Source organism: Rheinheimera sp. 1928-s, from assembly GCF_029269265.1.
Taxonomy (GTDB): Bacteria; Pseudomonadota; Gammaproteobacteria; order Enterobacterales; family Alteromonadaceae; genus Pararheinheimera.
On record NZ_JARIXP010000001.1, the window covers coordinates 668,585 to 682,211 of the forward strand.

Annotated in this window: 8 protein-coding genes; 4 read left to right on the plus strand and 4 right to left on the minus strand. The window is 47.0% G+C overall.

The window, feature by feature from the left end; translation table 11 throughout:
• Positions 1-47: 47 nt before the first annotated feature.
• Positions 48-926 (minus strand): TIGR00730 family Rossman fold protein, encoded by an 879-nt coding sequence (locus P3C17_RS03030; protein ID WP_300928035.1) that lies wholly within the window; start codon positions 924-926, stop codon positions 48-50.
• Positions 927-1,060: 134 nt separating this feature from the next.
• Here P3C17_RS03030 and P3C17_RS03035 point away from each other — a divergent pair, with 134 nt between their 5' ends.
• On the plus strand, positions 1,061-2,467 hold the full coding sequence (locus P3C17_RS03035) for an MBL fold metallo-hydrolase (protein WP_300928036.1): 1,407 nt from the start codon (positions 1,061-1,063) through the stop codon (positions 2,465-2,467).
• On the opposite strand, the gene P3C17_RS03040 is transcribed toward P3C17_RS03035, so the two are convergent.
• Positions 2,462-3,628, minus strand: a complete 1,167-nt coding sequence (locus P3C17_RS03040; protein WP_300928037.1) for a chorismate mutase — start codon at positions 3,626-3,628, stop codon at positions 2,462-2,464. The two genes, P3C17_RS03035 and P3C17_RS03040, sit on opposite strands and share 6 nt — an antisense overlap.
• Before the next feature lie 168 nt (positions 3,629-3,796).
• Positions 3,797-6,148, minus strand: coding sequence for a penicillin acylase family protein (locus tag P3C17_RS03045; RefSeq protein ID WP_300928038.1), 2,352 nt, complete (start codon positions 6,146-6,148; stop codon positions 3,797-3,799).
• Positions 6,149-6,208: 60 nt separating this feature from the next.
• Between P3C17_RS03045 and P3C17_RS03050 the strand changes: the two genes are divergently transcribed.
• Positions 6,209-6,850, plus strand: coding sequence for a cytochrome b/b6 domain-containing protein (locus P3C17_RS03050; protein ID WP_300928039.1), 642 nt, complete (start codon positions 6,209-6,211; stop codon positions 6,848-6,850).
• Between the two features lie 44 nt (positions 6,851-6,894).
• Here the strand turns inward: P3C17_RS03050 and P3C17_RS03055 are convergent, their stop codons facing one another.
• Complete coding sequence (locus P3C17_RS03055; RefSeq protein WP_300928040.1) at positions 6,895-7,347, minus strand: cytochrome c; 453 nt, start codon at positions 7,345-7,347, stop codon at positions 6,895-6,897.
• Positions 7,348-7,454: 107 nt separating this feature from the next.
• On the opposite strand from P3C17_RS03055, the gene P3C17_RS03060 reads away from it, so the two are divergent.
• Positions 7,455-10,448, plus strand: coding sequence for an EAL domain-containing protein (locus P3C17_RS03060; protein WP_300928041.1), 2,994 nt, complete (start codon positions 7,455-7,457; stop codon positions 10,446-10,448).
• An 87-nt stretch (positions 10,449-10,535) separates the two neighbouring features.
• Positions 10,536-13,619: an amidohydrolase family protein gene (locus P3C17_RS03065; RefSeq protein ID WP_300928042.1), complete on the plus strand. Its 3,084-nt coding sequence runs from the start codon at positions 10,536-10,538 to the stop codon at positions 13,617-13,619.
• The last annotated feature ends 8 nt before the right edge of the window (positions 13,620-13,627 follow it).

Below are 13,627 nucleotides of genomic sequence, written 5' to 3' on the forward strand. Positions count from 1 at the left end.
TTCCGCGACCTGATTTGCGGGTCAGAGCTGATAGCTCTGACCCTTAGTTACAACTGATAACAATGGCAAATCGCTTGCCAGGCTTGTTCCGGTGTATCGACAAATTGGATCAGCTGCATATCTTCCGCTTTAATCAATCCTTCCTCGACCAGTAAATCGAAGTTAATCAAACGGCTCCAGAAATTTTTGTCATACAGGATCACTGGTACTGTATTGGCTTTGCCGGTTTGCAATAAAGTCAGGGTTTCAAACAGCTCATCCAAAGTGCCAAAACCACCAGGAAAGGCGACTAAAGCTCGGGCTCGTTGTAGGAAATGCATTTTACGAATGGCAAAATAATGAAAGCGGAAACAAAACTCTGGAGTGATGTAAGGGTTAGGCTTTTGCTCGTGCGGCAGTACTATATTCAGGCCAATACTTTGCCCACCCGCCTGATAGGCGCCTTTATTCGCAGCCTCCATGACACCTGGTCCACCACCGCTGATAATCATCAACGAGGTATCGGGGCAACTTTGACTATGCTCTGTCACAATACGCGAAAACTTCGCCGCCGCTTCATAATAGGCACTGTTTTTGAGCTGACGTTGTGCCACTTTCAGCTTTTGCTGCAGTTCCAAAGCTTCAGGGTATTGTGTCAATTGAGTAGTGGCTTCGGCTACCATTTGCTCTGCCTGTTGACGCGATACAAAGCGGGCGCTGCCAAAGACTACCACAGTAGCTTTGATCTGATTTTGTTCAAGGATCAGCTGAGGTTTCAGATACTCCAGTTGCAAACGTACATGCCGCAATTCGTCCTGCATTAAAAAGTCGTCATCGGCAAAAGCCAGTCGATAGGAAGGGTGTTCGAGTAAATCCTGACTTTGTTGCTCCGTCGCTTCGCGGGCTGAACTCAGATGGCGTTGATATAAGGGGTTGTCACCGGACATAAAAGAGCTCCATACAAAGGAAAGCTGAATAAACTAACATGTTGTTTGATATAGACTAATCTTTTAACACTTCAGTTCAGTTATAACATGGACATAACACCACCACAGCCAAGAAGAAAGTCGGAGTGTACCCAATGCCATTAGATGCCAGTTTAACCTTTTTAGGGGCTGCCGAGCAGGTCACAGGCTCTTGTTATCTGCTGAAGCTGCAAGACAAACAAATTCTGCTCGACTGTGGCATGACCCAGGGCGAAAACCAAATCACCGAATGGAATAAATTCCGTTTTGCCTTTCGCCCCAAAGATATCGATTACGTGATTTTATCGCACGCTCATATAGACCATAGTGGTTTATTGCCATTGCTGGTGGCTAAAGGTTTTCAGGGCAAAATTTATTGTACTCAGGGTACGGCCTTATTGCTTGGCGTGTTATTAAAAGATTCAGTGCACCTGTATTTAAAAGATCTGGAATGGCAAAACAAGCAGTTGGCCCGACAAGGTAAAAAGCTGCTGGACCCTGTGATGGCGGTACAGGATGTAGAGCAGGTGCTGGAGTACTGTCATCCGGTCGGGTACAAGCAAAAAGTAACGGTCTGCGAAGGGCTGGAGCTGGAGTTTCTCGACGCCGGTCATATTCTGGGGTCTGCTATAGTGCAGCTTGCCGTCAAACAAGGCAAGGCGATGCGTCAGTTAGTGTTTTCCGGTGATTTAGGCAACCCGGCTACAGTGCTGATGCCAGATCCAAGCCCGGTCAAAACAGCCGATCTGGTACTGATGGAAAGTACCTATGGCGATCGTAACCACCAGCCATTACAAAATACCTTAGAAGAGTTTGCCACTGCGCTGGATGAAGCCCACAAAGCGGGCGGCAATGTATTTATTCCGGCTTTTGCCTTAGGCCGTAGTCAGGAAATATTGTATTACCTCGGACTCTTGTACCATCAGGGCAGGCTGAAACAAAAAATGGTGGTGCTGGATAGCCCTATGGCGATAGAGATCACTAAAATTTATAGTGAGCTGATGGCCGAGTTTGATCGCAAAGACACCAAAGTACTGCATGGCTACGGTGCCCGTGATTTGCAGTCCTTTTTGCCTATCTTACGGCTTGCATCCAGTATGGAAGAGTCTATGGCCATGAACCGCATCAGTGGCGGTGCTATTGTGATTGCAGGTTCTGGCATGTGTAATGGTGGTCGTATAGTGCATCACTTAAAACACAACTTATGGAAAAGTAGCAACCATCTGATTTTTGTTGGTTTTCAGGCTAAAGGCACTTTAGGGCGACGACTGGTGGACGGCGAAAAACGAGTGAAATTGTTTGGTCAAAATGTAGCGGTTAAAGCCGCTATACACACCATAGGTGGTTTTTCCGCTCATGCAGGGCAGGATGAGTTATTAGGCTGGGCTAGAATGATAGGCGGTCAGCCACGGTTCTATCTGGTACATGGTGAGCCTAAAGCTCAGGTAGCGCTGCAAAGCCGTATGCTGGAATACGGCCTGCATTGCCAAATTGCTGAAAAAGGTCAGCAAATTAAATTATGAAGTCTGTTGGTTCACCACTGTTGGACTGACATCCTCACTTGGATAACAGCCCAACACTTTGACAAAACGGGTGATGCGGTTCAGTTCATCCAAAGCACGGGTCATAGCGTAGTCATCCAGATTGGCGAACACATCCACATAAAACATCTCTTCCCATGGATTACCGGGAATAGGGCGGGATTCGAGTTTACCCATGCTGATACCATGTTGTTTCAACACAGTTAAGGCATCAACCAAAGCACCAGGTTGCTGGCCTGTGTACATAATGAAAGTGGTTTTGGCCGGTATGGCTTTCGCCACATTAATAGCCTTACGCGCCACGACAATAAAGCGGCTGGCGTTGTCTTTTTGATTGGCTAAACCCCGGCCTAATACTTCCAGGCCATAGAGTCTGCCACCTTCTTCACCGCCAATGGCGACCACAGATTTATCCTGAGCTTTGCGTACCCGTTCAAAAGCATCAGATGAAGCATCACAGTATTCAATTTTGACGTTGGATAAACCCTGTAAATAGTTACTGCACTGAGCTATCACCTGAGGGTGAGCACAAATCTGGCGGATTTTACTCAGCTCTGTACCTTCCACACCTAACAAACAATGTTCAATAGGGTGGGTCAGCTCGCCTACGATCGACAAACGGGTATGCTGCAGTAAGTCGTACACTTCGTTGATACTGCCGGACGATGTATTTTCAATAGGCAATACTGCATAGTCGGCATGACCTGTTTCTACTGCTTGTACTATTTCATTAAAACTGTCGCAGCCAATTTCAATCAGCTTTTCAGCACGACGGGTGAAGTACTTTTGTGTTGCCCAGTAACTGTATGAACCCTGACGCCCCAAAAAGGCGACCCGGCAAACCGGACCATTGTCACCATTCAGCTGGCCTTGTACTTTGGCTTGCTGCTGCAATACAGAGTCTTCAATAATCACATGGTAAATTTTAGTGACGTACTGAGCGTCCAGTCCCAGTGTTTTGCCGCGTTCAATCAGTGACACCAACAACTCTTCTTCCCGCTTTTGATCACGAATAGGTTTGTTTTGCGCCAGTTTGGCGTCGGCTACGCTTAAGGCGAGCTGACGTCGGCTTGCCAGTAATTGCAGCAGATCTTTGTCCGTACTGCTGATCTGCTGGCGAATGTGGTCTAAATCTATGCTCATAAAAGCGTCCTTTAAGCTAAAAAAAAACCTCCCGATGCTGGGAGGTTTTTTGGTTTATCACGCGCGCGCGACTTACCGCCTCCCCGTTGGGGTGGTAAAGAGGCGAAAAAAGCGAGCGATCTGAATTGGTTTCATGGCCACCACAATAGTAAGTCTGGACGTCTAAAGTCAAGCTTTAGGTTGCAACTTCAGTAAGTATTTTTGCTCACCAGGTAAAAAGCCTAAAGCCTGCTCCTTTAACCAGAAGTCGTGGTCCGCATCATAAAAGGGGGATAACGGATGGCCTGACTGACCTGCCGGTATCACTAAAATACCTTCAGCTTCTTTGCCTGGTGACACCACCATACGTTCTGACTGGCCATGCACTCTGTTTTGTACTCTTGGCATATGACTGTCACCATTCATCGGCATTGCAGGCATATTCAGCCAGTCGCCGAAGAAAGGTACTGCAGCTGAGAGTGGATGCACTATAGAGCTTTGATTGATGTTGCCCCAGCTTGCGCTGGCTAAAGAGCCATAATCTGTTTCCAGCTTTTGTTTACTTTGCAGAACGGCTTGTTGCAATAAGCTGCGCCAGGAGCTGAATGTGGCAGGTAGGGTGTCAGTTCGCTGTTGCTGCAGCATTGCCCAGCCTGCAGTCTCCAGAGAGTATTTCAGGTCCCGCCCTGATAAGTTATTTTCCTCCAGCAGAGCCGTTAAAGGCGCAAAGCTCAACTCCAGTGTTTTGGCCCGAAAAGAGCGCAGCAATGCGTAGCCCACTGAGCCAATACTGGCATGGCTGGCATCTTTCATCACGTAATCCAGATAAGACTCTAAGTTATGTTCTGCGACAAAGTCTTTGGTCAGCACTGTGTCTAATAACAACTGTTGCCAGCGGGCCAGCATTAAGGCGCGGTGATCCAGCTGAATGTCATGCAAACTTTGTTCGGTATGCAGGGCTGTTGCTGTTAAGGCATCACGGATTTGCTGGCCACGGGCACCTAAGTCGTAACCGCCATTACCAATCAATGCTAAGTCTTTGCCGCCTATCACTCTGCTGTTGGCTGTCCAGAGCTGACCGGATTGCGGCTGGTAAATTTGTGGGGAACGGCTTTGTGACAAATAACCTGTCCATTGATTCTGGCCATTGCTCCAGTCCTGAGGCGTATCCATGTGCTGCACTTTACGTTCTGGTAAAGCACCGATCAGAGTCCAGCCTATGGCGCCGTCTTTATCTGCTACCAGTAAATTTTGAGTCGGCACACCGGCACTGGCTGCCAGTTTTAACGTTTCACGTACGCCCTGACTTTTTTCCAGTGCTAATAAATTAAAGTTGGCACCTTCCACATCATGAGCCACCCAACGATAGGCATAGTTCTGAAAAGGCGGTGGCAACACCGGGCCCCAAATGGTTTCTTTTTGCAGCACCAGTTCATCCGGCTGGCCTTTGACTTTAAACACTTCATTCTGGTAACTGAATTCCTGCCAGCCATCAGTGGTTTGATACTTTTCACCTTTTTCATCCAGCTTCAAGGCTATGACATCAGACCAATCTGCTGTGCTGTTGGTAAAACCCCAGGCTATATGGCCATTGCTGCCTGCAACTATAGCCGGAGTGCCAGGTAAGCTGACTCCTGCAACTTCAAACGCCTGCTCGTTTTCTGTCCATTTCAACTGAGCTTTAAACCAGGTGCCTGGTACACGGATCCCCAGGTGCATATCGTCAGCCAAAATAGCACGGCCATCTTTGGTTCTTTGGCCGGACACTGCAAAGTTATTACTGCCAATGTCGGCACTGTCATGCAAAGAACAGTCAGTGCAGGCGGTTTTTTGTCCTGCCAGCAGCGCCGGATAGGGTGATTTTGGCATAGGGATAAGACTGACTTTGCTGTTGTCCATGGCAGCTTGCCAGTCCGGGCTGTGCTGGAATAAAAAATCGTACCAGTCTTGTGGCAGTTTTTGTTGCATCAGGCCCATTGCCAGCTCGTCTTTGCCCTCAGAGCCCTGTAAATCCAGATACATGCTATAGAGTGCCAAAAAGGAATCCGCTTCCACCCAGTTTCGTGGTGTTTGTGCTAATAAACCGTATTCAAAGGGCGGCCAGCCTAACTCGGCCAAACCTGCATTGACTCCGGCTGTATAGCGCTGAAGCAGTAGCTTTTGCTCTGCAGGTAAATGGGCAAAACCCCGCTGCGCTTTGGCTCTGAATCTGTGAATACGACGTTTTTTATCCAAATCCAGCGCCATTTCACCAAAAAGTTCGGACAACTCTCCGGCTGCATTACGGCGCAATAAATCCATCTGGAAAAATCGCTCCTGAGCATGGACAAAACCTAAGGCATAAGCCACGTCATTGCGATTTTGCCCTTTGATGCTGGCATAGCCTTGCGCATCCCGGCTGATTTCAACCTGTTGTCTGACTTCCGCAGGCAATTCGCCTTCATAGGCTGGTAAGGTGCTACGCAGAGCAAAATATAAAAAACCAGCGACCAGCAGGATCAGCATCAATAAGACAATAGAAATCCGTTTGAACCAAAGCATAGGTTTTTGCTTCCAATGGGGTAAAATCAATAACTTATCATAATAGAGGACTGAGAAAAGATGAAAGTGATTCAGTTATGGGATAAAGCCATACGATTTTACCACTGGAGTCAGCTGCTGTTATTGGCTGGCTTATGGTTTACCGCTGATCAGGGTTATCTGGTGGTGCATCAGGTTTTGGCGTATTCACTTGCTGCTATTTTACTTGGTCGCTTGATTTGGGGTTTTGTTGGCAGCGAGACTGCCCGTTTCAGTCATTTTCTGCAAAGCCCGTTTCAGTTAGTACGGATGTGGAATAAAGCCAAACATGGCATTGGTCACAGAGGCTTGTCAGGTTATATGAGTCTGGCTTTGATGACGCTGATTTTGTTGCAGTTTATCTCAGGGTTAATGACCACTGATGATGTGATGACAGAAGGACCGCTTTACGCTTCAGTGTCGTCTGACTGGTCTTCTTTTGCCTCCTGGTTTCACCATAACAATTTTGATCTGTTGCTGATACTGATTGCAGTGCATGTGGTTGCAGCGCTTGTTCACGGGGTGAGAAAAGATGGGGTCTTAGGTGCTATGTTGCATGGCAAACTGAACACGGACGCACAACAACCTGTAATCAAATCATCGCGTTGGTATTTGCTGTTGGTGCTGGTTTTTGCCGGGGTTTTTGCGCTGTGGCAAGGGCTGTCTTTGTATCAACAGTGGTAATGTGCCGTAGGGGCGGGGCTTGTCCCCGCCCGTCACTAAGGAGATCAGTCGGCTTTGTATTGGTCGTGACAAGCCTTGCAGTTTTTGGCGAAATTGCCAAAGGCTGGTTTAATAGTAGCCTGGTCGCCTGATTTAGCAGCAGTTTGTAGCGCTAAAGCATCAGTTTGGAATTGCTGGGCTTTTTGTTGAAAATCCTGCAGGTTTTTCCAGATATCTGCTTTGGCTTCACTTTTTACTTTATCAGCTCCAGCTACTTCAAAGGCTTCCCATGGTAAGGTGGTCAGGCTTGCCAGTGCATCAGCGCGTTTTTCTGCGCGTTTAGCATCAAAAGGCACTTTCCCGCGCATCATGTCGCCTAAATCGACGAAATTATGTCGGATTAATTGGAAACTGTGTTGACGGTAAGTGACCGCGTCTTCGGCGTCGGTAAAGGCGCTGCCTGCGATAGCACATGCAGAAGACAATCCTAAAGACAGTAAGATAAACAGATTTTTCATTGGCTTAATTCTCATTTGTTTGATTTTGATGCAATAATGGTTTGATGCTTTTGTGTGTCACAATAGCATTACAACTGAACCCCGTCGCTGTCAACTCAGGAAATCATGTGAAGGACGTTAATTTTCACAAACCTACAGGTATGAATTCCCTTAGCATCAAGTTTGCGCTACTGGTGTTTATGCTGACTGTAGTTGCAAGCGCAGCCATCGCCTATGCTGTATTAATGCTGCAACAAAATGTGCTGGTTCAACAAGAGAAACACGAATTAAAGCGGCAATCTGAAAAATATGCCCGCGAACTGGATGCCGATTTTTTAACTCGTGAGAAAAAGGCCATCAGTGCCAACAATATAGTAGTGCGCTACTTAAGCAAAACTACAGCCTCATCTCTGGAGTTGCCAGCGGTTCTGCCAGATGGCAGTGTACGTATTCAGGATGACTTGTCTGCTGCTTTTATTCCTCAGTCAAAATTAGATCCTCAGCAAAGTGCCTGGTTAATGCAAACTGAAGAGTTATGGCAGCAGTTGGCTCCTCTGATGCTGGAGGAGTTTTTTAACTTTTATTTTATTTCCAAGCAAGGCCTGATACGAATAGCGCCGGCAGACTGGGCGCTGGAAGTGCCTGTCACTCATGATTTCACCAAAGATATCTTCTTTGATATTGCCACGCCGGAACAAAACCCCAGCCGTTTACCACGCTGGACTCCGATTTATTACGATCCGATCTGGCAAAAATGGATGACCAGTCTGGTGATCCCAGTGTATGCCGCAGATGAGTTTTTAGGGGTGACGGCTAGCGATTATATTCTGGATGAATTGTTTCTTGATTTAGCCAGCATTGAACAATCGTCCAGCGGCTTGCGCAGTATGTTGTTTGATCCTCAAGGCAATTTATTACTCGATGGCAAAAAACCTGTGCCGCTGCAAAAAAGCGGACAACAAAACTTTGATGCCCGCTATAGTTCAGTGGCACCAAGACGACCTGAGCTGGCTGCTTTTATTCAACAAGTCACAACCAACCCAACAGCGTCGGAGTTGCTGCAGGCCGATTTAGCCAACTATCTGGTGTCAGCCGCCAAAGTGCAACGTTTGGATTGGTATCTGACCTTGTATCAGGATAAACAGGTGGTCGTTAGCGGCCTGCAGGATTTTCGTGACAATGTGATGCTGATTTTTCTGACTGTTGCAGTCGTGGTGGCATTGTCTCTGCAGTTTTTTATTTACCAGTTTATTTTAAAGCGCTTAACCCGTTTGTCTTCTGCCGTGCAACGGATCAGTAGGGGCGATTTACAGCAACTTACTCTGGATCAGAATGACGATGAAATTGGCATGCTCAATCGTGCTTTTAATGGCATGGCTGAAGAAATCCATCAACTGATCTCCGGGTTAAATACTCGCATAGGCGAAAAAGAAGAAGCCGAACGAGCTACCCGTAAACTGACCAAAGCCGTAGCCTTTTCCAGTTCGGGTATTTTGCTGACCGATAAAGAGTTGCATATCGAATACGTGAACCCTTTTATGCTGGAGCTGATGGGCTGCACAGCCGAGCAGATGATGCAAAAGCCATTGTCGTCTTTATTTGCCGCTGAGATGTTTTTTGTTGGAGAAGAAATCAGCCAAACTCTGAAAGAGCGCCATCACTGGCGTGGCGATATGCTGTTGCAACATGTGCTACGTAAAATTTGGGTGTCATTGGCGATAGCCCCTATCCGCGATGAAAAGGGAGAGGTCAGTAACTATGTCTGCGCTATGCAGGACATCTCTTTTATCAAAGAAAGTCAGCGAAAAATGGAGCAACTGGCTTACTACGATATGTTAACTGGCCTTGCCAACCGCAGTTATTTTCGTGACCAGTTACGCAAAGCTATTGCGATGTCGTCCCGTGGTTATTACCACTTTGCGTTGTTGTATTTTGATCTGGACGAATTTAAACGCATCAACGATACACTGGGCCATGACGCCGGCGACGAACTATTGAAAGAAGTAGCACGCAGGTTGATTAGCCGTTTACGGGAAGAAGACACCATAGCGCGTTTGGGCGGCGATGAGTTTGCAGTGATTTTAAGTGGTATTAAAGACAGGGCTCACGCAGCCTTGATCGCCGAAAACCTGCAGCAAAGTTTTGCAGCTCCGGTAAAACTGACTGGCCAGGAAGTTGCTATCAGCGCCAGTATCGGCATCACTATAGCGCCTGAAGATGCGGCCGATGAGGAACTGCTGCTCAAACATGCCGATTTGGCCATGTACGAAGCCAAGGCCCGTGGTCGCAATACCTATCATTTTTTCAGTCAGGATTTAAACGACGCAGCCAAAGAAAAACTGCAGATAGAAAACCATTTGCGTGAAGCCATTCGTGAACATCAGTTTGTATTGTATTACCAGCCGAAAATCGACATTCGTACTAATGTGGTGATTGGTTATGAAGCCTTATTGCGCTGGGTCCGGCCGGACGGTTCTATGATCCCGCCACTGCGGTTTATTCCTGTGGCGGAAAGCACGGGGCTGATTGTTGAAATAGGCGAATGGATTATCTGGGAGGCCTGTCGTTTTATCAGTCGCCAGCAATCCAGAGGCCATGATGTGACTATTTCTATTAACCTGTCGGCACGGCAATTTACCGATCAAAACCTGGCTGAAGTGGTGGAGCGGGTATTACAACGAACTGGTGCTCAGCCAGACAAACTGATCTTTGAAATTACCGAGTCGATGCTGATGGGGGACACTGATGCGGCTATTGCCCAGTTAAATGAGTTAAAAGGACTGGGGGTGACTTTATCTATTGATGACTTTGGTACAGGCTATTCATCGCTGAGTTATTTAAAGCGATTCCCGGTAGACGAGCTGAAAATAGATCGTTCTTTTGTCAAAGATATTCCGGCAGACACCAACGACATGGACATAGTTGCGGCCATTATCGCTATGGCGCAAAAAATGAACCTGCGAGTCGTGGCTGAAGGCGTTGAAACCATAGAACAGATCGAATTCTTAAAAAACAATGCTTGCTATCTGGTACAAGGTTATTACTTCAGCATGCCAAGGGCAGAGCAGGACTTATATAACCTGAGTTATCAACCATTACTAATAGGGGCTGCTTCACTGTAACCTGCTGTTGGGAGTACGCCAGCCCCGCTGAGTGCTTTTCTTCATACAGTTTACAGGGCGACACCCCAATAAAACCAGGAAACATCCATGATCAAACTAAGACTGTCCTTGTGCAGTACGGCAATGCTTTGCGCTTTATTGCCCGCTGCTTCGGCGGATCAAACCACGCCGGTTCAAGGGATCCGTGATAAATCACCACAACTTTATGCCTTAACGAATGCCACTGTGATCACTGAACCAGGCAAACGCCTGGACAATGCCACTGTACTGATTAGCAATGGAAAAATCAGCAAAATCCAAAATAAAGCTGATGTGCCAGCTGGCTATCAGAGCATAGATGCCAGTGGTTATTTTATTTATCCGGGTTTTATCGATTTATACAGTCAGTATGGTCTGCCCAAAGCAGAAAAAGACGCTAAAGCTGGCTTTGGTCGCAAGCCAAATTACAGCAATGATCGCAAAGGTGGCAACGCCAGTAATGCGGCTATTCATGCCCGTCAGCAGTGGGTTAATGAATTTAAACCTGATGCTGAACAAGCAAAAAACTATCAGCAACAGGGTTTTACCACAGTTCAATCGGCCCGTTTTGATGGTATTTTCCGTGGTCAGGCTTTTGTTGCGTCCTTAGTCGCAGGTTTACCGAACGAAGCTGTATTACGTGCTCAGGCCAATCAGTTTATGGCCTTTAGTAAAGGTACTTCAGTTCAAAGTTATCCATCTTCTTTAATGGGCAGCATAGCCCTTATTCGCCAGACTCTGGCCGATGCCAACTGGTACAGTCAGGCTTATGGCAAAGATAACTGGCGTTTTTATAACCAGCCTATTGAATTTAATGCTGATTTAGCTGCTTTAGCCCAGCTGAAAACTCAGGGGGTGGTATTTGAGGCGGCTGACGATCAGGCGCTGTTGCGTGCGGATAACCTGTTAAAGGAATTTGGACTGGATAAAGTGACATTGGTGGCTTCTGGCTACGAATACAGTCGTATTGAACAGGTCAAAGCGACTGGCCGTCCTCTGATTTTACCGCTGGCCTTTCCTGCCGCTCCTGCTGTGCAGCAGTTAAATGATCAACTGGATGTCGAGCTGGCTGCGTTACGTCACTGGGAAAGAGCGCCATCCAATGCTGCGGTATTGGAACAGGCTAAAATTCCTTTTGCCCTGACTCTGCATAAATTGGAAAAACCAGAGCAGTTCTGGCCGAATTTACGTAAAGCCCTATCTTATGGATTAAGCCAGCAAAAAGCTTTAGCAGCGCTGACCACAGAGCCGGCAAAATGGTTAGGTATGGACAAACAGATCGGTAAAATTGCTGTGGGTTATCAGGCCGATTTAGTGGTCAGTAAAGGTGATTTATTTGCTGACGGTGAAATAGTTGCGACTTGGGTTCGTGGTCAACAGCAGCAATTTACCGCCATGGATTTACCAGCCTTTGCCGGTACTTATCAGTTGAGTGTGAACGGCAGCAACTTGCCACTAGAACTGACAGATAAAAAAGGCTCAGTGGAAGGTTCGGTTAAACTGGGCGATAAAACCAGCAAACTGAATCATGTGGCTGTGCAAAAAAATCAGCTGCAATTTGCATTGGATTTAAAAGCGCTGGGACAAGGTTCTGGTGTGGCGCAGTTTAGTGGTGAACTTAAAGGCAAAACCTTGCAAGGTAAGTTAGTCACAGCAGAGGGCACTATTGTTGCCATCAGCAGCCTGCAACAGCCTCTGGTTGCTAAAACGGATCAGAAAAAGGCGGCGGAAAAGCCTGTTCTGCTGTCAAAAGTGACGATGCCAAATCGTGCGTTTGGTGTGACACAACAAGCAAAGCAGCAAAATGTGCATATTAAAAATGCCACAGTCTGGACTTCAGCAAAGGCTGGTAAGTTAGAAAATACGGACGTACTGGTGAAGGATGGTAAGTTTGTCAAAATTGGCAAAAACTTATCTACGCCTTCAGGTTATCAAGCCATTGACGCGACTGGCATGCACCTGACAGCTGGTATTATCGATGAACACTCGCATATTGCTATTGACCAGGGCGTCAACGAAGGCTCTGATGCCGTGACCTCTGAAGTGCGTATTGCCGATGTGTTAGACGCCGATGATATTAATATTTACCGCGGTTTAGCTGGTGGTACTACGACAGCTCAGTTGTTGCATGGCAGCGCCAATCCTATTGGCGGCCAGGCACAAATTATTCAGCTGCGCTGGGGCGATAGCTCAGATCAACTGAAATTCAAAGGCGCACCAGAAAGCATCAAGCTTGCTTTAGGTGAAAACGTCAAACAATCCAACTGGGGCGAAGATTTTGTCAGCCGTTACCCACAAACCCGCAGTGGTGTCGATACCATTATTCGTGATGCCTTCCAGGCCGCCAAAGAATACAAAGCGCAGTGGGCTGAGTATGAAGATTTATCCAGCTCTGAACGGGCAAAAACTGCACCGCCGCGGGTGGATTACCGCATCAAAACTTTGGTCGAGATTTTAGACAAAGAACGCTTTATCCATATTCACTCCTATGTGGCATCAGAAATTCTGATGATCATCAAATTAGCCGACGAAATGGGTTTTAACATCACTACTTTTACGCACATTCTGGAAGGCTACAAAGTAGCAGACGAGATGAAAGCGCATGGTGCCAGTGCTTCGAGCTTTGCCGATTGGTGGGCTTATAAAATGGAAGTGCAGGATGCTATTCCAACCAACGTCTGTTTAATGCAACAACAAGGTGTGTTGGTCAGCATCAACTCAGACAGTCCGGATTTGCAGCGCCGCCTGAACCAGGAAGCCGCTAAAGCTGTGGTGTATTGTGGCATGGATGAGCAACAAGCCTTGAATATGGTGACTATTAATCCGGCCATACAGCTGAAAATAGACTCTAAAGTAGGTTCAGTGGAAGAAGGTAAACAGGCTGACTTCGTCTTATGGTCTGCCCATCCATTGTCTGTGTACGCCCGTGCTCAGCAAACCTGGATTGAAGGAGCACCTTATTATCAGCTGACTGCAGACGAACAGTTACAACTGCAGGTCAAAAACGAAAAACAACAGCTGATCCAGAAGGTGTTACAGGCTTCTGACAGCGAAAAAGCAGGTTCTGGTGCGTCATACAAAGCCAATAACCCGGTTTGGCACTGTGAAGATAATCACGACGTGTTATCTGTTGCTTTTGGTCATCAGCATTAATGGAGTCA